General features: G+C 67.9%; 20 protein-coding genes and 1 tRNA gene. 13 read left to right on the forward strand and 8 right to left on the reverse strand.

The window, feature by feature from the left end:
• Positions 1-97 precede the first annotated feature (97 nt).
• Positions 98-517, reverse strand: coding sequence for a hypothetical protein (locus AC1VXD_RS10660; protein ID WP_482992042.1), 420 nt, complete (start codon positions 515-517; stop codon positions 98-100).
• A gap of 122 nt (positions 518-639) precedes the next feature.
• On the opposite strand from AC1VXD_RS10660, the gene sufT reads away from it, so the two are divergent.
• From sufT to AC1VXD_RS10675, 3 genes are all read left to right on the forward strand, one after another.
• Positions 640-1191 carry a putative Fe-S cluster assembly protein SufT gene (gene sufT, locus AC1VXD_RS10665; RefSeq protein WP_108767828.1) on the forward strand — a complete coding sequence of 184 codons (552 nt, stop codon included), beginning with the start codon at positions 640-642 and terminating at the stop codon, positions 1189-1191.
• 59 nt (positions 1192-1250) lie between these two features.
• Positions 1251-2345 carry a branched-chain amino acid aminotransferase gene (locus AC1VXD_RS10670; RefSeq protein ID WP_482992043.1) on the forward strand — a complete coding sequence of 365 codons (1095 nt, stop codon included), beginning with the start codon at positions 1251-1253 and terminating at the stop codon, positions 2343-2345.
• A gap of 467 nt (positions 2346-2812) precedes the next feature.
• Positions 2813-4564, forward strand: coding sequence for a S8 family peptidase (locus AC1VXD_RS10675; RefSeq protein WP_482992044.1), 1752 nt, complete (start codon positions 2813-2815; stop codon positions 4562-4564).
• Between the two features lie 148 nt (positions 4565-4712).
• On the opposite strand, the gene AC1VXD_RS10680 is transcribed toward AC1VXD_RS10675, so the two are convergent.
• The 3 genes from AC1VXD_RS10680 to wrbA form a co-directional block, all read right to left on the reverse strand.
• The gene (locus AC1VXD_RS10680) at positions 4713-5198 is read right to left on the reverse strand and encodes an asparaginase domain-containing protein (protein ID WP_079220726.1); all 486 of its coding nucleotides are present in this window, start codon (positions 5196-5198) and stop codon (positions 4713-4715) included.
• 79 nt (positions 5199-5277) lie between these two features.
• Positions 5278-5613: a DUF2069 domain-containing protein gene (locus AC1VXD_RS10685; RefSeq protein ID WP_482992045.1), complete on the reverse strand. Its 336-nt coding sequence runs from the start codon at positions 5611-5613 to the stop codon at positions 5278-5280.
• On the reverse strand, positions 5610-6203 hold the full coding sequence (gene wrbA, locus AC1VXD_RS10690; protein WP_482992046.1) for an NAD(P)H:quinone oxidoreductase: 594 nt from the start codon (positions 6201-6203) through the stop codon (positions 5610-5612). The genes AC1VXD_RS10685 and wrbA overlap by 4 nt, the downstream gene beginning before the upstream one ends.
• Positions 6204-6280: 77 nt before the next feature.
• Between wrbA and AC1VXD_RS10695 the strand changes: the two genes are divergently transcribed.
• Positions 6281-7555, forward strand: a complete 1275-nt coding sequence (locus tag AC1VXD_RS10695; RefSeq protein WP_482992047.1) for a YihY family inner membrane protein — start codon at positions 6281-6283, stop codon at positions 7553-7555.
• Positions 7552-8133, forward strand: a complete 582-nt coding sequence (locus AC1VXD_RS10700; protein WP_482992048.1) for a TlpA family protein disulfide reductase — start codon at positions 7552-7554, stop codon at positions 8131-8133. The genes AC1VXD_RS10695 and AC1VXD_RS10700 overlap by 4 nt, the downstream gene beginning before the upstream one ends.
• 319 nt (positions 8134-8452) lie before the next feature.
• Here AC1VXD_RS10700 and ppk2 read toward each other — a convergent pair whose 3' ends face one another.
• The 4 genes from ppk2 to hemA form a co-directional block, all read right to left on the reverse strand.
• Positions 8453-9235: a polyphosphate kinase 2 gene (gene ppk2 / locus AC1VXD_RS10705; RefSeq protein ID WP_482992049.1), complete on the reverse strand. Its 783-nt coding sequence runs from the start codon at positions 9233-9235 to the stop codon at positions 8453-8455.
• 62 nt (positions 9236-9297) lie between these two features.
• The gene (locus AC1VXD_RS10710) at positions 9298-11001 is read right to left on the reverse strand and encodes an O-linked N-acetylglucosamine transferase, SPINDLY family protein (RefSeq protein WP_482992050.1); all 1704 of its coding nucleotides are present in this window, start codon (positions 10999-11001) and stop codon (positions 9298-9300) included.
• Between the two features lie 4 nt (positions 11002-11005).
• Complete coding sequence (gene prfA / locus AC1VXD_RS10715; protein ID WP_108767836.1) at positions 11006-12088, reverse strand: peptide chain release factor 1; 1083 nt, start codon at positions 12086-12088, stop codon at positions 11006-11008.
• Complete coding sequence (hemA, locus tag AC1VXD_RS10720) at positions 12066-13349, reverse strand: glutamyl-tRNA reductase (protein ID WP_108767837.1); 1284 nt, start codon at positions 13347-13349, stop codon at positions 12066-12068. The genes prfA and hemA overlap by 23 nt, the downstream gene beginning before the upstream one ends.
• Before the next feature lie 63 nt (positions 13350-13412).
• Between hemA and AC1VXD_RS10725 the strand changes: the two genes are divergently transcribed.
• The 8 genes from AC1VXD_RS10725 (at position 13413) to ychF (ending at position 20462) form a co-directional block, all read left to right on the forward strand.
• On the forward strand, positions 13413-15098 hold the full coding sequence (locus AC1VXD_RS10725) for a tetratricopeptide repeat protein (protein WP_482992051.1): 1686 nt from the start codon (positions 13413-13415) through the stop codon (positions 15096-15098).
• Positions 15095-15751: a lipoprotein insertase outer membrane protein LolB gene (gene lolB, locus AC1VXD_RS10730; RefSeq protein WP_482992052.1), complete on the forward strand. Its 657-nt coding sequence runs from the start codon at positions 15095-15097 to the stop codon at positions 15749-15751. The genes AC1VXD_RS10725 and lolB overlap by 4 nt, the downstream gene beginning before the upstream one ends.
• Complete coding sequence (gene ispE, locus AC1VXD_RS10735; protein ID WP_482992053.1) at positions 15748-16617, forward strand: 4-(cytidine 5'-diphospho)-2-C-methyl-D-erythritol kinase; 870 nt, start codon at positions 15748-15750, stop codon at positions 16615-16617. The genes lolB and ispE overlap by 4 nt, the downstream gene beginning before the upstream one ends.
• A gap of 11 nt (positions 16618-16628) precedes the next feature.
• Positions 16629-16705, forward strand: a tRNA-Gln gene (locus tag AC1VXD_RS10740).
• A gap of 137 nt (positions 16706-16842) precedes the next feature.
• Complete coding sequence (locus tag AC1VXD_RS10745; protein ID WP_025879147.1) at positions 16843-17802, forward strand: ribose-phosphate diphosphokinase; 960 nt, start codon at positions 16843-16845, stop codon at positions 17800-17802.
• A 110-nt stretch (positions 17803-17912) separates the two neighbouring features.
• Entirely contained in the window at positions 17913-18530 is a 618-nt protein-coding gene (locus AC1VXD_RS10750; protein WP_150453323.1) for a 50S ribosomal protein L25/general stress protein Ctc, read from the forward strand.
• A gap of 48 nt (positions 18531-18578) precedes the next feature.
• Positions 18579-19157: an aminoacyl-tRNA hydrolase gene (gene pth, locus AC1VXD_RS10755; protein WP_100439553.1), complete on the forward strand. Its 579-nt coding sequence runs from the start codon at positions 18579-18581 to the stop codon at positions 19155-19157.
• A 213-nt stretch (positions 19158-19370) separates the two neighbouring features.
• Positions 19371-20462 carry a redox-regulated ATPase YchF gene (gene ychF / locus AC1VXD_RS10760; protein ID WP_108767842.1) on the forward strand — a complete coding sequence of 364 codons (1092 nt, stop codon included), beginning with the start codon at positions 19371-19373 and terminating at the stop codon, positions 20460-20462.
• The last annotated feature ends 85 nt before the right edge of the window (positions 20463-20547 follow it).

The following is a 20547-nucleotide window of genomic DNA, read 5'->3' on the forward strand; positions in this document are numbered from 1 at the left end:
GGGGTGGGGGGGGTCGGGGGGGGCGGTGGGTGCCGTTTCCCGTCCCGGCTTTCGTGGTCCTGCCGTTCGGCCGCCCCCCCCCCGCGGCTCTACCCGATCAGCGCGCCAGCCAAGCGCCGACGACCACGGCCACGGCCAGCCAGATCCATTCAACCGCTCCGTTGGCCAGGCTGGTCAGGGTCCAGGCCAGGTGCGGGCCCATCCGCAGCGCGGCGTCCATCGGGTTCAGGCCGATCGAACCGCCCATCCAGGCGCTGGCGATGCACCAGTAGGCCACCACGCTCACCAGCACGGTGCCCAGCACCACCAGCGCGATGCGCAGGCGGCCCGGGCCCAGCGTGCCCAGGCGCAGCATGAACGTGAGTTCCAGGGCGGTCAGCACCGCCATCCAGCCGACCTGGCGACCGGTCATCAGGGCCAGCAGCACCCAGACCATCGGGGCGACAACCAGACCCAGCAGCAGCATGAAGGGCCAAAGCCAGGTGACGGTCCTGGCACGTGCGGCATTGGAGGACATCGAAGCTTCCTGAAGGACACCCACAGGATACTGTGGTTTGCCGCAGTGCACCGGCGGGGGCAGGGCGGCTGGGCTAGAATGCCGTCTTGCGTGGCTTCGGCCGCGGCCCCATATCGGTCCCCATGTATTCCCGTAGCAGCGAACCTGTCCACTTCGAACGCGATTGCGAGGCCGTGATGGTCCCGCAGGGCGACACCGTGACCCTGCCTGCCGGCAGCTATGGCTATATCACCCAGGCGTTGGGCGGCAGCTATTCGGTGTTCGTCGAAGGCAACCTGTTCCGCATCGCCGGCAAGGACGGCGACGCCATCGGCAAGGAGGCCCCGGCGCCGCTGGAACTGCCCGCCGATGCCACGGATGAACAGGTGGAACAGCTGGTGTGGCAGCAGCTTCGCACCTGCTTCGACCCGGAAATTCCGGTCAACATCGTCGAACTGGGCCTGGTGTATGAAGTCGAGATCAAGCATCTGGACGAGGGCCAGCGCGAGATCGACGTGAAGATGACTCTGACCGCACCCGGCTGCGGCATGGGCGACATCTTGGTCGATGACGTGCGCAGCAAGCTCGAGATGGTCCCGACCGTGGCCCAGGCCGATGTCGAACTGGTGTTCGACCCGCCGTGGAACCAGCACATGATGTCCGAGGCCGCCCGGCTTGAAACCGGCATGCTTTGACCCACGGCCCGCCGCACGGCGGGTCCGGCACTACCCGCAACCAGAACAGGAATCCTCCGGTGTCCCAGTCCATTCCCAGCTTCGCCGTCACCCGTTCGGACCACCCGCGCAGCGCTGAAGAGCGCGCCCAGATCCTGGAGAAGCCGGGCTTCGGCCTGCACTTCACCGATCACATGGTGGAAGTGCGCTGGGACAAGGACACCGGCTGGCACAATGCCAACGTGCGTGCCTATGGCCCGCTGCAGCTGGACCCGGCCGCGGCCGTCCTGCACTACGGCCAGGAAATCTTCGAAGGCATCAAGGCCTACCGCCACGCCGATGGTTCGATCTGGACCTTCCGCCCGGATGCAAACGGCCGCCGGCTGCAGCGTTCGGCGCAGCGCCTGGCGCTGCCGGAACTGCCGGTGGAGATCTTTGTCGAATCGCTGAAGCAGCTGATCGCGCTGGACAGCGACTGGGTGCCGTCGGCCGATGAGTCCAGCCTGTACTTCCGTCCGTTCATGATCGGTGACGAAGCCTTCCTCGGCGTGCGCGGCGCGCACAAGGCCGGCTACTACGTCATCGCCAGCCCGGCCGGCCCGTACTTCGCCAAGGGCGTTGCCCCGGTGTCGATCTGGCTGTCCACCGAATACGCGCGTGCCGCCAAGGGCGGCACCGGAGCGGCCAAGTGCGGTGGCAACTACGCCGCCTCGCTGCTGCCGCAGCAGAAGGCGCAGGCACAGGGCTGCTCGCAGGTGCTGTTCCTGGATCCGGTCGAAGGCAAGTATCTGGAAGAACTGGGCGGCATGAACGTCTTCCTGGTCTACAAGGACGGCACCCTGGTCACCCCGGAACTGTCCGGCAGCATCCTCGAGGGCATCACCCGCGAAAGCATCCTGCAGCTGGCCCGCGACCGCGGCATGAAGGTCGAAGAGCGCAAGGTCACCATCGACGAGTGGAAGGACGGCGTGGCCTCCGGCGACATCGCCGAAGTGTTCGCCTGCGGTACCGCCGCGGTGGTCACTCCGATCGGCCAGCTCAAGGGCGAAGGCTTCTCGGTGGGCGACATCAACGCCCCGGCCGGCGAAGTCACCATGTCGCTGCGCAAGGAGCTGACCGACATCCAGTACGGCCGCCAGCCGGACCGCCACAACTGGCTGGTCAAGCTGGGCTGATCGCCCGTACCAGGTCTGTCCCGTACCAGGTCTGTAGAGTCCAGCCCACGCTTGGCTGCGCTCCCTGTAGAGTCGCGCCATGCTCGACTGCCGTACCCGGAAAGCCCGTCCCCGTGACGGGCTTTCTGCGTTTCAGCAACCATCTCCGGCAGGCAGCCTGCCGATGTCGGCAAAGACATGAGTGGACACTCAAAGTCCCGTTCATGTCTGTCGAGGTCACGTGAAAGTTCCTTCACCTTCACAAACCCTACACCCAAAACGTCTCATATCAGACATTTCACGTTGCTGAAAAGACGCTGAAAATCTTGTGGAGTCCGTTTCAGGCCATTAGCGTCAACAGTGCGGCGGGTCGCAGGGGAATCCGCTGACTGACCGGACTTCGAGTCACGCGTGCACACCTCCATCGCGCGCTCGGGCCGGTGCTTCTGCCCATTCCGGCATTCACACCACTAGAAAGGGAAATTCCGATGTCCCAGGTTTCGCAACCGCGCCTGCGCAAGTCGTGGGTGGTTCTCAGTGCTTCCGTCATCACCTCCCTGCTGCTGGCCGCCCCGGCCTTCGCTGGCGATGTCCAGCTCAGCGGGTTGAAGTCCGCGCCGGAGCACCGGCAGTTCATCGTCAAGTTCAAGGACGGCAACCAGCTGGTGGCCAACACCACCGCACTGGCCTCGTCGCTGAAGGCCGCTGCCGCCGGCCTGCCCAGCGCCCAGGGTCGCGCCCTCGGCCTGCAGCAGGTCCGCCGCCTGGCTACCGGTCCGAGCGTGGTGCGCTCCGACCGCTCGCTGGACCAGGCCGAATCCGAGCTGCTGATGCGCAAGCTCGCCGCCGACCCGAACGTCGAATACGTGGAAGTCGACCAGATCATGCGTGCCAACCTGGTGCCCAACGATCCGCGCTTGAGCGAACAGTGGGGCTTCGGCACGTCCAATGCGTCGATCAACGTGCGCCCCGCGTGGGATCAATCCACCGGCACCGGCGTGGTCGTGGCGGTCATCGATACCGGCATCACCAGCCATCCGGATCTGAACGCCAACATCCTGCCCGGCTACGACTTCATCAGCGATGCCGCGATGGCGCGCGATGGCGGCGGCCGTGACAACAACCCCAATGATGAAGGCGACTGGTACGCCGCCAACGAGTGCGGCGCCGGCTACCCGGCCTCCAACTCCAGCTGGCACGGCACCCACGTGGCCGGCACCATCGCCGCGGTGACCAACAACAGCACCGGCGTCGCCGGTACCGCCTACAACGCCAAGGTCGTGCCGGTGCGCGTGCTGGGCAAGTGCGGCGGCTACACCTCCGACATCGTCGACGCCATCACCTGGGCCTCCGGTGGCACCGTCAGCGGCGTGCCGGCCAACGCCAATCCGGCAGAAGTGATCAACATGTCGCTGGGTGGCAGCGGCACCTGTTCGACCACCTACCAGAACGCCATCAACGGCGCGGTCGGCCGTGGCACCACCGTGGTGGTGGCTGCCGGCAACGAGTCGGCCAATGTCTCCACCTCGGTGCCGGCCAACTGCGCCAACGTCGTGGCGGTCGCCGCAGTGACCTCGGCCGGCGCCAAGGCCAGCTTCTCCAACTACGGCAACGGCATCGACATCTCGGCACCGGGCGCGAACATCCTCTCCACCCTAAACACCGGCACCACGGTGCCGGCCAGCGCGACCTATGCGTCCTACAACGGCACCTCGATGGCGGCGCCGCACGTGGCCGGCGTCGTGGCGCTGATGCAGTCGGTGGCGCCCTCGCCGCTGAGCCCGGCGCAGGTGGAAAGCATCATCAAGAGCACCGCGCGTGCACTGCCGGGCGCCTGCTCGGGCGGCTGCGGCGCGGGCATCGTTGATGCCAATGCAGCGGTGACCGCCGCCAAGAATGGTACCGGCGGCGGCACCAACCCGGACCCGGGTGGCACCGTGCTGCAGAACAACGTCCCGGTGACCGGCCTGGGCGCGGCCAGCGGTGCCTCGCTCAGCTACACGGTGCAGGTGCCGGCCGGCCGCTCGCAGCTGCGCGTGGCGATCAGTGGCGGCAGCGGTGATGCCGACCTGTACGTGCGCCAGGGCAGTGCCCCGACCGACACGACCTACACCTGCCGCCCGTACCTGAGCGGCAACAACGAAACCTGCACCATCAACAACCCCGCCGCCGGCACCTGGCACGTCAGGGTGAAGGGGTACAGCACCTTCTCGGGCGTCACCCTCAACGCCCAGTACTGAGCCCAAGTCCCTCTCCAAGGGCACGCCCCGGCTCCGGCCGGGGTGTCTTTTCTGGAGGCCGAGCCTACGCTCGGCTGGTTTCCGTAGAGCCGAGCCCATGCTCGGCTGTCAGAAAGCTGCCGAGCATGGGCTCGGCACTACGGGTTCGTCAGACCGACTCGAAGCGGTTCGCCGCCACGTTCTTGCGCACGTGCTGCGGGTCGAAGATGCGGCCGTTCATCGCGATGTACACGCCGGTCGGCAGCGACTGCACCGCACCGATCGCACAGCCGATGTTGAACTCCGCATCCGAACCACGGAAGCGTGCCGGGCTCAGCGCACCGGTCATCACGATGGTCTTGTCCGGAATCGTCGCCAGCACCTGGCCGGTCTGCACCATCGAATCGGTGCCGTGGGTGACCAGCACGTGGCGGGTCGCCTGCGCGGCGATGGTGGCGCGGATCAGCTCGCGGTCGTCATCGTTGATGTGCAGCGAATCCTTGCGCAGGATCGGAATGACGTTGAAGCGGAAGGTCACCCCCAGCTCCCGCAGGATCATGCCGATCTGCGGATCACCGATCTGGTAGTCCGACTTGTCGTCGAAATAGATCTTGTCGATCGTGCCACCGGTGGTGACGACCAGGAGCTCTTCCATCATGTGCATGCGCGAAACCAGGACAGGTACAGCGGCGCGGGGCCGGGAACACAGATGATAAGGCCCGGCGGCCGCAGCGTCAGCGTCGCTTGCTGAAGCGGGCGCGCAGCCCCGGCAGGCTGGCGGTGAAGATCACCAGCAGGGCCAGGGCGATCTCGATCAGCGCCAGCCAGCGGGTCTGCGGGTGGCTCCAGGCGCTCATCACCCCGTGGCTGAACCAGCCCAGGGCCAGTACCGAGGCCCAGAACCCGGCCTTGCGCCAGCCCAGGCGCAGAGCGATGGCCAGCGCCAGCGGCGGCGCGGTGAACACCAGCTGGGTGGCCAACCAGTGCCTGTCATTGATGAACCAGCCTACGTAAAGCGCCGCCAGGCCCAGCAGGGCCAGCAGCACGGCCGTGCGCGGCGCTGTGTTCATCGGGCCAGCCGCTGTGCGATGTCGGCCACCCGGCGGCCCAGCGCACGGGCCAGCACGGCCTCATCGTCGGTCGGCTGCGGGTCGTCGGCGGCACCGGCCACGTGGCTGGCGCCATACGGCGTACCGCCACCGGTGGTGTGGCTCAGCGCCGGCTCGGTGAAGGGAATGCCGACGATCAGGCAGCCGTGGTGCAGCAGCGGCACCTGCATCGACAGCAGGGTCGATTCCTGTCCGCCGTGCATCGAGGCGGTGGAAGTGAACACGCCGGCCGGCTTGCCGGCGAGGGTGCCATTGACCCACTCGGCGCCCAGGCCATCGAGGAAATGCTTGACCGGCGCGGCCATGTTGCCGAAGCGGGTAGGGCTGCCCAGCAGCACGCCCTGGCACTCGGCCAGGTCCTGCACGTTCACGTAGGGCGCGCCGTCATCGGGTACCGGCGGCTGCGCGGTCTGGGTCACCGCGGCCACCGGCGGCACCGTGCGCAGGCGCGCGGTCATGCCCTGCACCTCGCCGATGCCCCGCGCGATCTGGCGCGCCAGCCGTGCCACCGAACCGCCCCGGCTGTAGTACAGCACCAGAATCTCGCCCATCGCGTGCAGGTCTCCTCATCGTGTGGATGCCAGTATGGCTATCCTGCATCGATTCCGCATCGGGTACCCTTGCGCCGATGGAACCTCTGGATACGCTCAACCTGTGGATGGAACGCGCGCGGGATCGCGCCCGGGCCGCCAGCTTCGGCCGCTTCCTCTGGCGCCGCTTCCTCGACGACCGCCTGTTCCAGGCAGCGGCGGCGCTGGCCTACACCACTGTGTTCGCGCTGGTGCCGCTGGCGATCGTGGTATTTGGCGTGCTGTCGGCGTTCCCGGTGTTCGACCGCTGGAGCGACCAGCTCAGCGATTACGTGTTCTCCAACTTCGTGCCCAGCGCCGCGCGCGCGGCCGAAGGCTACCTGCGGCAGTTCTCGGCCAGTGCCGGCCAGCTCACCGCCGCCGGCTTCATCGCCCTGGTGGTGTCGCTGCTGATCACCCTCAACAGTGTCGAGGAAACCTTCAACCAGATCTGGCGCGTGGGCAGCACGCGGCCCAAGCTGACCCGCTTCCTGGTCTACTGGACGGTGCTGACCCTCGGCGCGATGCTCGCGGCCGCTTCGCTGGCGGTGTCGGCGCGGGTGCTGGCACTGCCGCTGTTCGGCACCCAGGAAGGGCGCTGGCTGGCCGACCTGTCGCTGCGGCTGGCGCCGGTGCTGATTGAATTTGTCTGCATCATGCTGGTCTACCGGGTAGTGCCACATCACACGGTGAAGTGGCGGCATGCGATTCCCGGCGCGGTGCTGGCGGCAGTGCTGCTGGAACTGATCAAGTGGGGCATCGGTGCCTACCTGGGCAGCTTCCAGTCCTACCAGAAGCTCTATGGCACGGTCGCCTTCGTGCCGATCCTGCTGCTGTGGATCTACCTGTGCTGGGTGGCGGTGCTGCTGGGTGCGTCGCTGGCCTCGTCGATGGCCGCCTTCCGCTACCAGCCAGTGGAACTGCGCCTGCCGCAGGGTTTCGAGTTCTACGGCCTGCTACGCCTGCTCGGACGCTTCCAGCAGGCGCGCGCGCTCGGCAAAAGCCTTGACGACGATGAGATCCTGCGACTGGAACCGCTGCTGACCGATGCGCTGCTGCATGATCTGGTCTGCGAACTGCAGGCCCATGGCCTGCTGCGCCGCGACGAGAATGGCGACTGGCTTCTCGCGCGGGATCTGGACCAGGTCAGTCTGTCTGACCTTTACGAATGGACGCAGCTGCGCATCCCGGTAGCCGAGCAGTTCCTGCCGTACCGCGATGACAGCTTGGGCAAGGCCGCGCTTGCCGCCCTGGACGAACTTCGCCTGCCGCTGCGCGAGCGCCTCAAGCGCCGCGTCAGCGACATCTATCCTGATTACGGAGATACCCCATGATCCGCACGCCCCTGTTGAAGGCCCTGCCGCTGGCTCTGTTGGTGGCTCTGGCCGCCTGCAAGCCCGCACAGGAACCGACCCCGGCCAGCAGTGCACCGCCGGCCCAGGCGCCGACGCCCGCGGCTCCGGCGGCGGTGGAGGGCGCGGATGAGAATCCGGCCGAGCGCACGACCGCCGAGTTCCCGACCCTGAAGATGAAGGCCATCGACGGCAGCGACTACGACCTGGCTGCGCACCGTGGCAAGTGGGTAGTGGTGAATTTCTGGGCGACCTGGTGTGCACCGTGCCGCAAGGAGATGCCGGAGCTGTCGGCGCTGCATGCGATGCGCAGCAACATCGAAGTGGTGGGCCTGGCCTACGAGGACATCGAGACGCCGGAGATGCAGGCGTTCCTGGCCAAGCATCCGGTGACCTACCCGATCGTGTTGGTCGATCCGTTCGACCCGCCGGCCGACTTCGCGATTCCGCGCGGGTTGCCGCTGACGCACCTGATCGATCCGAACGGCAAGGTCGCGCACACGTTCCTGGGGCCGGTCACCGCAACCGACGTCGAACAGCAGATCGCTGCTGCAAAGTAGGTTTTTTTGTTTGCAGGGCTTGCAGCCCTGCACCTGCTGCAATCAACGTCAAACGCCTGCATTCCATCCATGGGGGCTTGGTCGCGGCATCCATGCCGCTCACACCCCAGGCCGCGCGCCCCAGTAGAGCCACGCCATGCGTGGATGAATTCATTCGATATCCGACAGATGTGCCGACCAACGGTCGGCACCCACCAACAGCAGCCGTTGCCCACACCCACAGTGCCCCGCCATTCCACGGAATGCACGCCGTTGCTCTGGTTTTGGCCGTTGCTTGAAGGCTTCGGCAGGTGCAGGGCGCAGCCCTGCCGAACCACCCTCATTCCTTGACCGGGAAATCCTCGATCGGTCGCAGCACGTCGTAGTGCTCCACGTGCAGCTTGCCCTTCAACTTCGGCAGATCCAGCACCGGCTCATCCACCCGCGTATCCGGCAGCCGGTCCAGCAGGTTGCGCACCAGCGACAACCGCCCCAGCCGCTGGTCGTTGAAATCCACCAGCGTCCACGGCGCCGCGTCGCGATGCGTGGCCCGCAGCATCGCCTCGCGCGCCTCGGTGTAGGCGCTGTACTTGCTGCGTGATTTCAGATCCACCGGCGACAGCTTCCAGCCCTTCAGTGGATCGCTGTGGCGCTCCTCGAAGCGCTTCTCCTGCTGCGCCTGGTCCACGCACAGCCAGTACTTGAACAGCAGGATGCCGTCATCCACCAGCAGCTGCTCGAACACCGGTGCCTGGTGCAGGAACTGCTGGTACTCGGCCTCGCTGCAGTAGCCCATCACCCGTTCCACGCCGGCGCGGTTGTACCAGCTGCGGTCCATCAGCACGATCTCGCCCGCCGCCGGCAGGTGGCTGGCGTAGCGCTGGAAATACCACTGCGTCGATTCGCGGTCGGTCGGTTTCGGCAGCGCCACTACCCGGCATTGGCGCGGGTTGAGATGCTGGCTGATGGCCTGGATCGCGCCGCCCTTGCCGGCGGTATCGCGGCCCTCGAACAGCACCAGCAGGCGTTGCCCGCTGTGCTGCACCCAGCGCGCCATCGCGGTCAGTTCCAGCTGCAGCGGCTGCAGCAGTTCGTCGTACTCCTTGCGCTTGAGCTTGCCCATCGTTGCACCACGCTGGAAGGAAGCCCGAGCGTAGCGCAGGGGTTGCCGAGGCGGTGTCGACGCTACCCCGCCACGCCCACCCAGCCATGCTCGCGCGCCAAGGCCTGCAGCAGTGCCGACAGATCCGCGGCGAAACCGCCCATGTCGAACATGCCGCTGCGCTCGCGTGCCTGTGCCAGCTCGATGCGCAGCGCGGCCAGGGCCGACGGGTCGTTGCCCAAGGCGCTGGCGGTGGCGATGAAGGCGGCATCGTCGCCTACGTTCATGTGTGCCAGGCCGAGGTGATGGTTGAGGCTGCCGGCCACGCGCGCGGCGAAGGTGTCGCCGGGGCAGGTCAGGACCGGGCAGCCGGCCCACAGCGCATCGGAGGCGGTGGTGTGGGCGTTGTACGGGTGCGTGTCCAGGAACAGGTCGGCCAGCGCATAACGGGCCAGGTACTGCGGGTGCGGCAGCTTGGCCATGAACACCAGCCGTGCCGGATCCACGCCGGCCGCCTGTGCCGCCGCGCGCAGGCGTGCATCGGCCTTGCCCGGGCCGGCCAGCAGCCACAGCACGCTGCCCGGCACCGCCTGCAGCACCGCGAAGGCACGGGCCATGCTGCGCGGGTTGAGCTTGTAGCTGTTGTTGAAGCAGCAGAACACCACGCCCTGCGCAGGCAGGCCGCAGTCGGCGCGGGTCGGTGCAGGTTCCAGCACGCGGGTATTGTCGGACGGCTGGAAGGCGCGCGGCAGGCGCAGAACGCGTTCGCTGTAATGCGGTTCCAGTGCCGGCGGCAGGGCGAAGGCATCGCCAACCACCGCGTCCAGCCACGGCGCACCGGACGTGCCGGGGTAGGCCAGCCAGTTCAGCTGCAGCGGGGCAGGGCGCATGGCCAGCACCTCCGGCGCACCGCCACCGCCCCAGCCACGCAGGTCGAACAGCACGTCGATGCCCTGCGCGCGGATCCGTGCAGCGGTATCGGCATGGCGTTGGCCGGCCACGTCGTGCAGGCGTGCGGCGGTCTGCAGGCGCTCGCGGATGCGGCTGCCGTCATCGCGGTTCAGCGCGAACAGGTGCAGTTGCAGTGCCGGGTCGGCCTGCAGCTGCTCCAGCAGGGCCACGATCAGGAGCCCGGTGGGGTGCGCACCGAATCCATTGGAGAGGAAGCCAACGCGCAGCGGGCCGCGTGCACGCATCGGCACCACCGGCAGCGGGCGCACGGCCGCGGCCACCGCAGCGGCACGCATGCGGGCGCAGGCCAGTTGCTCGGCAGCGCTGGCGTCCTCACTGAGGAATGCGAACGGCTCGACCACGCCCTGGCCAGCGGCAACGGCGGCGCGCACCTGTGCGGCCAGCGCGTCCACGTCCTGCCAGTCACACAGGCGGCGCTGCCAGGCCAGGCGCTGCGCGGTGATGTAAGGTTCGCCGGGCAGCAGCGTATGCGCGCGGCGATAGGCCGCGGCGGCACCTTCGGCATCGTCGGCATCTTCCAGCGCGTGGCCCAGCCACAGGGCGATGCCCGGGTGTTCCGGTGCCAGCGCGGAAGCCTGGCCCAGCAGCTGTGCCGCATCGGCGTGGGCGCCGACCATCCACGCCACCCGGCCCAGCCGGGCCAGGGCTTCAGGATGGTTCGGCCGCAGCTGCAGGGCGCGGCGCGCGGCCTGTTCGCCGGCTGCGATATCACCGGCCTCCAGTTCCACATCGGCCAGCATCACCCAGGCGATGAAATCACCGGGCTGGCGTGCCAGCGCCTGCTGCAGTTGCTGCCGTTGCTGCCAGGCCGACATCGGCTCAGCCCGCCGACAGCTGGGCGAGCGCGTCGACCTGGTGCTCGTGGCTCAGGCGCTGCAGCAGGGCGTCCAGGTCGCCGGACAGAACGTTGGGCAGGTCGTACAGGGTCAGCCCTTCCACCCGGTGGTCGGTGATCCGGCCCTGCGGGAAGTTGTAGGTGCGGATGCGCTGGCTGCGGTCGCCGCTGCCCACCTGCAGCCGCCTAGACTCGGCCTGCGCCGCGTCCTGGCGCTGGCGCTCGGCATCCAGCAGCTGCGCCTTCAGCCGCTTCATCGCCTTGTCGCGGTTCGCGTGCTGGCTGCGCTCGGTCTGGCATTCCACCACCACGCCGGTCGGCACGTGGGTGATGCGGATGGCCGATTCGGTCTTGTTGACGTGCTGGCCACCGGCGCCGGACGAGCGGTAGGTATCCACCCTGAGGTCGGCCGGGTTGATGACGATGTCATCGACCTCGTCGGCCTCGGGAATGATCGCCACGGTCGCCGCCGAGGTGTGGATGCGGCCCTGCGATTCGGTGGCAGGCACGCGCTGCACGCGGTGCGTGCCCGATTCGAACTTCAGGCGCGAGAACGCGCCGCGACCCACCACGCGTGCCACCACTTCCTTGTAGCCGCCATGTTCGCCGGGGCTGTCCGATTCGATCTCGACCTTCCAGCCCTGGCGCTCGGCATAGCGGGCGTACATGCGGAACAGGTCGCCGGCGAAGATCGCCGCTTCGTCGCCGCCCGTACCAGCGCGCACCTCCAGGAACAGGTTGCCCTCGTCGCGCGGATCGCGCGGCACCAGCAGCAGGGCCAGTTCCTGTTCCAGCTCCTGCAGGCGGGCCTGGGCGGCAGCGATCTCCTCGTCGGCCAACTCGCGCAGGTCGGGGTCGGCGCGCATGCCTTCGGCGGCGGCGAGGTCGGCCTTGGCACGGGCTTCGTCAGCCAAGGCGGTGGCGACCGGTTCAAGTTGGGCGAATTCGCGCGAAAGATCGCGGAAACGGTTGTTGTCGGCGACCACGTCGGGTTCGGCGAGCAGACGTTCCAGTTCTTCGCGGCGCTCGGCCAGCGCTTCCAGCTTACGGCGCAGGGTCGGCGTCATCGGGTCTCACGGGTGGGTGGCGGTAGCCCGGCGTGGCCGGGAACAGGCGCTCGGCGGCGCGGGTCAGGTCGGCGTCGCCACTGAGCGCAGCCGCGCGCAGGGCGGCAGTCGGCGGGTGCAGCAGGCGGTTGGTCAGGCCATGGGCCAGCAGTTCCAGCACTTCGTCGGCTGGCTTGCCGTTGGCCAGCTGCTGCCGCGCGCGCTCCAGCAGTTCGGCACGGGTGGCCTCGCCGAAGGCGCGCAGCTGCCGCAGGGGCGCCTGGTGGGCGCTGGCCTGCAGGGTTTCAACGAAGCGCGAGACCTGCAGGTCGATGATCGCCTCGGCCTCGGCGGCCGCCTCGCGACGGCCGCGGCGGTTGTCTTCCACCGCGCGCTCAAGGTCATCGACGGTGTACAGGAAGGCATCGTTGAGCGTGCCGACCTCGGCCTCGATGTCGCGCGGCACGGCCAGGTCGAACAGCAGCATCGGCTTGTGCCGGCGCGCGCGCAGGGCCTTGGCCACCATCTCGCGGTGGATGACCGGTTCGCGCGCAGCGGTGGCCGAGAACACCACGTCGGCCTCGGCCAGGTGGCGTTCCAGCTCGGTCAGCGGCAGCGCCACGCCGCCGTGGCGGGTGGCCAGTTCCTGCGCATGGGCCAGGGTGCGGTTGGCGATCAGCAGGCGGCGCACCTTGCCTTCGCTCAGGTGCCGTGCAGCCAGCTCGATGGTCTCGCCGGCGCCGACCAGCAGCACCGTCGAATCGTCCAGGCGGGCGAACGCGTTCTGCGCCAGGCGCACCGCGGCCGAGGCCACCGAGACCGGATTGGCGCCCACCTGGGTATCGGTGCGCGCACGCTTGGCCACCGAGAAGGTCTGCTGGAACAGCCGGTCCAGGCGCTGGCCGAGCAGGCCGTGGTCGCGCGCGGTGGACCAAGCATCCTTCACCTGGCCCAGGATCTGCGGCTCGCCCAGCACCATCGAGTCGAGACCGGTGGCGACCCGGAACAGGTGGCGCACCGCATCGGCGTCGGCATGCTGGTACAGGTAGCCCTGCAGGTCGCCGGCCTGGCTGTGCAGCCACTGGTCCAGCGCCTGCGGCGAATCGGCCACCGCGTACAGCTCGGTGCGGTTGCAGGTGGAAAGCAGGACCGCCTCGGCGATCTGCGGGGTATCGCGCAGCGAACCGAGCGCGCGCGGCAACGCGTCACCGGCGAAGGCCGCGCGCTCGCGCAGCTCTACCGGTGCGGTCTGGTGATTCAGTCCGAGCACCCACAGGGTCATTGTTCAGTTGCTTGCGATAAGCTGCTGGCCATTGGACGACATTTTAAGGCCCCGATGCCGACGATGCCCGCATTGATTCGCATCCCCAGTGTTCTGCTGCTGTCCCTGGCCTTCAGCCAGGTGCTCGCGGCGGCGCCGGTCAAGGCCCCCGCACGGGGCCCGGCCAGCGAAGAACTGGCCCTGGAACCGGTGATGGCCGGTGAATTCGCCCTGCAGGCCGGCAAGCTGGCCGACGCCGCGCACTGGTACCTGCAGGCGGCCGAGCAGACCGACGGCGATGCCGGGCTGGCCGAACGCGCCACCCGTATCTCCATGCTGGCCAACGATGATGCCAGCGCCGCCAAGGGCCTGGCCCTGTGGGAGAAGCGCGCCCCCAGCTCGCTGTCCATGCGCAGTGCCTCCGGTGCGCTGGCGATGCGCCAGGGCAACGTGAAGGCCGCGCGCATCGAGCTGCAGGCCCTGCTGGCCGACCCCGACGATCGCGGCTGGAAGTTCGCGCTGGCCGCCCTGATCGGCGGTGGCCGCGACCCCGCGGTGCCGGCGCAGGTGCTCGGCGAGCTGGTCGATGCCAATGCCATTCCGCCGAAGATCGAGGCCTGGCAGGAATTCGGCCGGCTGGCCCTGCGCATGGAAAAGCCCGAGCTGGCCAGGCGCATGATCGACGAAGTGGTCAAGCGCTTCCCGGACGAGCCGCGGGTGGCCCTGCTGCGCGCCAGCCAGTTGCAGCAGGCCGGGCAGACCGCGCAGGCGCTGGCGCTGCTGCAGGGGGTCGAGCCGAAGACCCGGCAGGACCCGGAGCTGCGCAACGCCGTGGCCATTGCCTATGACAGCCTGGGCCGGCCGGCCGCCGCCGAGCGGGTGCTGGCCGTCGGCCCGCAGAACGTGCAGACCTGGGGCATGCGCGCCTCGCTGCTGGCCAAGCAGGGCGACACCGCCGCGCTGTCGGGCCTCTACAACGAACTCTCGCGGCAGGCCGCCAAGCCGGACCCGGCGCAGCGCCTGCTGCTGGGCAAGATCGCCGAGTACCTCAAGCGCTACCCCGAGGCGGTGAACTGGTACCACAGCGTGCCGGGCGGCGACGAACTGAACGAGGCGCGTCTGCGCGCGGCCAATGCGCAGGGCCTGGCCGGCCGGCAGGCGCTGGCGCTGGACGAGGTGCATGCCATCCAGTCCGATGCCATGGTCGATGATGACGTGCGCCGCGATGCCTACCTGCTGGAAGCCGAGCTGCGCCAGCGCGCCGACGACCTGCCGGGCGAACTGGATGCGCTGGCCCGTGGCCTGGCCGCCTATCCGGACGATAACGGCCTGCTGTACGCCCGCGCCCTGGCCTGGGAGCGGCGCGATGACATCGCCCGCGCCGAGGCCGACCTGCGCAAGGTACTGGTGACCGACCCGGAGAACGTGCCGGCGCTGAACGCGCTGGGCTACACCCTGGCCGACCGCACCAAGCGCTACCAGGAAGCCCTGGAACTGATCGACCGCGCGCGCGTGGCCGAGCCGGACAACCCGGCCATCGTCGACAGCTATGGCTGGGTGCTGTATCGCCTGGGCCGCAACGACGAAGCCCTGGTGCAGCTGCGCCGTGCCTGGACGCTGTCCCGCGACCCGGAGATCGCCGCCCACGTGGGTGAGGTGCTGTGGGTGCTCGGCAAGCACGACGAGGCCCGCCACTTCTTCGAGGAGGCGGCCAAGCTCGACCCTGAAAACCGCGCGCTGCTGCGCGCCCGCGAGAAATTCAATCCATGAGTGTTTCCATGATCCGGCCGCTGCTTCTGGTGACCGTGACCCTGGCGGTGACCGCCTGTACCAGTGTGGGCACGCAGAAGACGCCGGCTCCGGACGTGGTCTATACCGTGTCGCCGGCCGCCGAGCGCGCCGAGGAAGCCCGCGTGCAGGCGCTGCGCGCGCAGCCCGATTACAGCTTCCAGGGCCGGGTCGCGGTCAGCAAGGGAAAGAACGGTGGCAGCGGTCGCATCGATTGGGTCCAGCAGGGCAGCGAATACCGCATCCAGCTGAGTGCGCCGGTCACCCGCCAGAGCTGGACCCTGCAGGGGGATTCGGTACAGGGCGGGGCACGCCTGGAAGGGCTCGGTGATGGCCCGCGCGCCGGCGATGACGCCCGCCAGCTGCTGCTCGATGCCACCGGCTGGGATATCCCGGTCAATGAACTGTCTGACTGGACCCGTGGCCTGGTGCTGCGCGGTTCCGGGGAAAGCAGCGTGGAGCGCGATGCCGAGGGCCGCCCGCGGCGCATGCAGCAGGCCGGCTGGCTGATCCAGTACCTGGACTGGTATCCGGCCCAGGAAGGAAGCCCGGCCCTGCCGCGGCGCATCGAGGCCAGCCGAGAGGACGCCAAGGTGCGCCTGCTGGTCGACCAGTGGGGCGCCGACGCGCCATGACCGCGCAGATTGACGCCGATGGCTGGTCCTGGTGGCCGGCCCCGGCCAAGCTGAACCTGTTCCTGCACATCACCGGCCGCCGCGCCGATGGCTACCATGAGCTGCAGACCGTGTTCCGCCTGCTGGACTGGGGCGACCGCATCGGCCTGCGCCTGCGCGGCGATGGCCAGGTGCGACGGCAGGGCGAGGGCCTGGCCGGTGTTGCCGAGGCCGATGATCTGGCGGTGCGTGGGGCCAGGTTGCTGCAATCGGTTGCCAACGTCGGCCAGGGTGCGGATATCGTCGTTGAAAAGCATGTTTCGGCGGGTGGTGGCTTCGGCGGCGGCTCGTCCGATGCGGCCACCGTGCTGGTAGTCCTGAACCGGCTCTGGCAGGCCGGCCTTGACGAGGATGCGCTGGCCGCACTGGGCCTGCGCCTGGGCGCCGATGTGCCGGTCTTCGTGCGCGGCCACAACGCCTGGGCCGAGGGCGTGGGCGAGCGCCTGCAGCCGGTGGCCCTGCCGCCAGCCTGGTACGTGATCGTCGAACCGGGCGTTCATGTTCCGACCCCGGCCCTGTTCGCTGACCCGGATTTGACGCGCGACTGCCCACAGGCGAAAATAGACGACTTCGCTTCCGGCGCTCTGGTCGGAAACGTGTTCGAGCCGGTGCTGCGCCGCCGCGAGCCTGCCGTCGAGGCGGTGCTTGTCGCGTTGAGCAGCATAGGCCAGGCACGTTTGACCGGGTCCGGAAGTGGTTGTTTCGTCGAGTTCGATTCGCAGGCTGCCGCAGAGCAGGGGCGAGCGGAGTTGCCGAAGGAGTTGCGGGCAAGGGTGGCCGCGGGCGTTGCACGTTCGCCACTGCTGGATGCACTCGAGCAACACTGATTCATCAATGCAGGGGCGTCGCCAAGAGGCCCAAGGCACCAGGTTTTGATCCTGGCATTCGGAGGTTCGAATCCTCCCGCCCCTGCCAATGCGGCTGCGTCCGCGCCATCCAGCGCATCACTGCGCGGGACGTGGAAACAGCCGCGGTGTTGTAAGCAGCAGGGGCCGCAGCGGTCCTTGCCGCTACCGGATCCCCGCCACTCGTCCCCGCCCGAGACAATCATGATGCAAGAGTCCCCGAACCTGCTGGTATTTTCCGGCAACGCCAACAAACGTCTGGCGCAGAACATCTGCAAGGAACTGGGAGTCCGCCCGGGCAAGGCACTGGTCTCGCACTTCTCCGATGGTGAAGTGCAGGTCGAGATCGAAGAAAACGTCCGCAAGCAGGACGTCTTCGTGATCCAGCCGACCTCGGCGCCGAGCGCGGAGAACCTGATGGAACTGCTGGTCCTGATCGACGCGCTCAAGCGCGCATCGGTGGCCAGCGTGACCGCCGTGGTGCCGTACTTCGGCTACTCGCGCCAGGATCGCCGCATGCGTTCCTCGCGCGTGCCGATCACCGCCAAGCTGGCGGCCAAGATGTTCAGCACCGCTGGCGCTGATCGCGTGCTGACCGTCGACCTGCACGCCGACCAGATCCAGGGCTTCTTCGATATCCCGGTGGACAACGTATATGCGTCCCCGCTGCTGCTGGCCGACATCTGGCGCGCCTACGGCACCGAGAACCTGATCGTCGTCTCGCCGGACGTGGGCGGCGTGGTCCGCGCCCGTGCGGTGGCCAAGCGCCTGGATGACGCCGATCTGGCGATCATCGACAAGCGCCGTCCGCGCGCCAACGTCTCCACCGTGATGAACATCATCGGTGACGTCGAAGGCAAGACCTGCGTCATGGTCGATGACATCGTCGATACCGCCGGCACCCTGTGCGCCGCTGCCGCTGCCCTCAAGGCGCGCGGTGCGCTCAAGGTCGCCGCCTACTGCACCCACGCGGTGCTGTCGGGCCCGGCGGTGGACAACATCACCAATTCCCAGCTCGACGAGCTGGTGGTGACCGACACCATCCCGCTGAAGGACGCGGCGCGGGTGTGCAGCAAGATCCGCCAGCTGAGCGTGGCGGAAATGCTGGCCGAAACGATGCGCCGCATCGCCTTCGGCGAGTCGGTCAGCTCGCTGTACGTCGACTGATTTTTTCGTCCCTGCCGGCAACGGCGGGGACACACCCCGGGTGCTTCTGGTCGCGGAAGCATCTTCAATCGCCGAGCCGCAAGGCAAGGCAACAACCTGAGTAGTCGAAAATGTCGAAGACCCATGAAATCAAGGTCACCAAGCGTGAACTGCAGCGTAAGGGTGCGAGCCGCCGCCTGCGTCACGCCGGTGTGATCCCGGCCATCGTGTACGGCGGCACCGCCGAGCCGGTCGCCATCAGCCTGGACCACAACGAAATCTGGCTGGCCCAGCAGAACGAGTGGTTCTACGCCTCCATCCTGGACCTGAACCTGGATGGCAAGGTCGAGCGCGTGCTGCTGCGTGACATGCAGCGCCACCCGTACAAGCAGCTGATCATGCACCTGGACTTCCTGCGCGTGAACGAGAACGAAGCCCTGACCGCTTCGGTTCCGCTGCACTTCATCAACGAAGACACCTCGCCGGCTGGCAAGGCTGCCGACGTCGTGGTCACCCACGAACTGAAGGAAGTCACCATCAGCTGCCTGCCGAAGGACCTGCCGGAGTCGATCGAAGTCGACCTGGCCGATCTGAACGCTGGCGACGTGGTGTACCTGTCCAACATCAAGCTGCCGAAGGGCGTGGAAATCCCGGCCCTGGCGCTGGGCAAGGACCACGACGACGCCATCGTCACCGCCAAGCACGGCAAGGAAGACGCTGCCGACGCTGAAGCTCCGGCTGCCGAGTAATACCGTAGCGGTGCCTGCCTGCGGGCAGGCACCGTTCTGGAAGGAACCATGGCAGGACTGCGACTGATTGTCGGTCTGGGCAACCCCGGATCGGAACACGCCCGGACCCGGCACAATGCCGGGTTTCATTTCGTTGAGGCCCTGGCTGAAAAAGCCGGTGCACGCTGGAACGTGGACAGCAAGCTGTTCGGCGAGACCGCCAAGGTCGAGATCGCCGGGCAGACCGTGTGGCTGCTGAAGCCGGCCACCTTCATGAACCTCAGCGGCAAGTCGGTCACCGCCGCACAGCGGTTCTGGAAGATCGAGCCGGAGGAAACCCTGCTGGCGCACGATGAACTGGACCTGCCGCCCGGCGCGGTACGGCTGAAGTTCGACGGTGGCCACGGCGGCCAGAACGGCCTGCGTGACACCATGCGCCTGCTCGGCCACGGCAGGTTCCACCGCCTGCGCGTGGGCATCGGCCATCCCGGCCACAAGGACCGCGTGGTGGGCTGGGTGCTCGGCCGTCCGTCCAAGGACGACGACGTGCTGATCGCACGCGCCATCGACGATGCCATCGACGTGCTGCCCCTGGCAGTGCAGGGCGATTTCAACGAAGCAATGAAGCGGCTGCACACCCCGAAATAGCCGGTCCGGTACCGACCGTTGGTCGGCCAGGCCGGTAGGTACCGACCGTTGGTCGGTACGGAATCAACCAGACCGGTAGGTACCGACCGTTGGTCGGTACGGAATCAACCAGACCGGTAGGTACCGACCGTTGGTCGGTACGGAGAATGATTGGAAAAGCAGCGCCCACGTCGCTGCTTCCCCAATCACTTTCACCCCAGAGAGCTGTCACCCATGGGTATCAAATGCGGCATCGTCGGCCTGCCCAACGTCGGCAAGTCGACCCTGTTCAACGCGCTGACCAAGGCGGGCATCGCCGCGGCGAACTTCCCGTTCTGCACCATCGAACCGAACGTCGGCATCGTGCCGGTGCCGGACCCGCGCCTGGGTGAGCTGGCGGCGATCATCAACCCGCAGAAGGTCATCCCGACAGCGGTCGAGTTCGTCGACATCGCCGGCCTGGTGGCCGGTGCGGCCAGCGGCGAAGGCCTGGGCAACAAGTTCCTTGCGCACATCCGCGAAGTCGATGCGATCACCCACGTGGTGCGCTGCTTCGAGAACGCCGACGTCATCCACGTCAACAACAAGGTCGACCCGATCTCGGACATCGAAACCATCGATACCGAACTGGCCCTCGCCGACCTGGACAGCGTCGAGAAGGCACTGAACCGCGCCGAGCGCGCGGCAAAGGGCGGCGACAAGGAAGCGGCCGCGCGCAAGCCGGTGCTGGCCAAGCTGCAGGCCGCCCTGGCCGACGGCAGGTCCGGTCGCTCGGTCGGCCTGGACGAGGAAGAGAAGGCGCTGGTCCGTGACCTGTTCCTGCTGACCCTGAAGCCGGTGATGTACATCGCCAACGTGCTGGAAGACGGCTTCGAGAACAACCCGCACCTGGACGCCGTGCGCGCCCACGCCGCCGCCGAAGGCGCGCAGGTGGTGCCGGTGTCGGCCGCGATCGAAGAAGAGCTGTCCCAGCTTGACGACGAAGACCGCGACACCTTCCTGGCCGACCTCGGCCTGAGCGAGCCGGGCCTGAACCGCGTGATCAACGCGGCCTACAGCCTGCTGGGCCTGCAGACCTACTTCACCGCTGGCGTGAAGGAAGTCCGCGCGTGGACCGTGCGCAAGGGCGCCACCGCCCCGCAGGCGGCCGCGGTCATCCACACCGACTTCGAGAAGGGCTTCATCCGCGCTGAAACCATCGCATATGACGACTTCATCAAGTACAAAGGCGAAGCCGGCGCCAAGGAAGCCGGTCGCCTGCGCCTGGAAGGCAAGGAATACCGCGTGCAGGAAGGCGACGTGCTGCACTTCCGCTTCAACGTCTGATCCAGCGCCAACGGATCGACCCCGGACGCCCCGCCTCGACCGGGGCGTCCGCGTTTCCGGCATCAGATTCTGTGCTGGACAAAAA

The sequence above is a fragment of the Stenotrophomonas sp. STEN054 genome, from assembly GCF_056854535.1.

What these genes read in the sequence shown, in the direction of transcription:
- AC1VXD_RS10660 (WP_482992042.1), bottom strand. Translation starts at nt 517, where the DNA reads ATGTCCTCCAATGCCGCACGTGCCAGGACCGTCACCTGGCTTTGGCCC.
- sufT (WP_108767828.1), top strand. Translation starts at nt 640, where the DNA reads ATGTATTCCCGTAGCAGCGAACCTGTCCACTTCGAACGCGATTGCGAG.
- AC1VXD_RS10675 (WP_482992044.1), top strand. Translation starts at nt 2,813, where the DNA reads ATGTCCCAGGTTTCGCAACCGCGCCTGCGCAAGTCGTGGGTGGTTCTC.
- AC1VXD_RS10680 (WP_079220726.1), bottom strand. Translation starts at nt 5,198, where the DNA reads ATGGAAGAGCTCCTGGTCGTCACCACCGGTGGCACGATCGACAAGATC.
- AC1VXD_RS10685 (WP_482992045.1), bottom strand. Translation starts at nt 5,613, where the DNA reads ATGAACACAGCGCCGCGCACGGCCGTGCTGCTGGCCCTGCTGGGCCTG.
- wrbA (WP_482992046.1), bottom strand. Translation starts at nt 6,203, where the DNA reads ATGGGCGAGATTCTGGTGCTGTACTACAGCCGGGGCGGTTCGGTGGCA.
- AC1VXD_RS10695 (WP_482992047.1), top strand. Translation starts at nt 6,281, where the DNA reads ATGGAACCTCTGGATACGCTCAACCTGTGGATGGAACGCGCGCGGGAT.
- AC1VXD_RS10700 (WP_482992048.1), top strand. Translation starts at nt 7,552, where the DNA reads ATGATCCGCACGCCCCTGTTGAAGGCCCTGCCGCTGGCTCTGTTGGTG.
- ppk2 (WP_482992049.1), bottom strand. Translation starts at nt 9,235, where the DNA reads ATGGGCAAGCTCAAGCGCAAGGAGTACGACGAACTGCTGCAGCCGCTG.
- AC1VXD_RS10710 (WP_482992050.1), bottom strand. Translation starts at nt 11,001, where the DNA reads ATGTCGGCCTGGCAGCAACGGCAGCAACTGCAGCAGGCGCTGGCACGC.
- prfA (WP_108767836.1), bottom strand. Translation starts at nt 12,088, where the DNA reads ATGACGCCGACCCTGCGCCGTAAGCTGGAAGCGCTGGCCGAGCGCCGC.
- hemA (WP_108767837.1), bottom strand. Translation starts at nt 13,349, where the DNA reads ATGACCCTGTGGGTGCTCGGACTGAATCACCAGACCGCACCGGTAGAG.
- AC1VXD_RS10725 (WP_482992051.1), top strand. Translation starts at nt 13,413, where the DNA reads ATGCCCGCATTGATTCGCATCCCCAGTGTTCTGCTGCTGTCCCTGGCC.
- lolB (WP_482992052.1), top strand. Translation starts at nt 15,095, where the DNA reads ATGAGTGTTTCCATGATCCGGCCGCTGCTTCTGGTGACCGTGACCCTG.
- ispE (WP_482992053.1), top strand. Translation starts at nt 15,748, where the DNA reads ATGACCGCGCAGATTGACGCCGATGGCTGGTCCTGGTGGCCGGCCCCG.
- AC1VXD_RS10745 (WP_025879147.1), top strand. Translation starts at nt 16,843, where the DNA reads ATGCAAGAGTCCCCGAACCTGCTGGTATTTTCCGGCAACGCCAACAAA.
- AC1VXD_RS10750 (WP_150453323.1), top strand. Translation starts at nt 17,913, where the DNA reads ATGTCGAAGACCCATGAAATCAAGGTCACCAAGCGTGAACTGCAGCGT.
- pth (WP_100439553.1), top strand. Translation starts at nt 18,579, where the DNA reads ATGGCAGGACTGCGACTGATTGTCGGTCTGGGCAACCCCGGATCGGAA.
- ychF (WP_108767842.1), top strand. Translation starts at nt 19,371, where the DNA reads ATGGGTATCAAATGCGGCATCGTCGGCCTGCCCAACGTCGGCAAGTCG.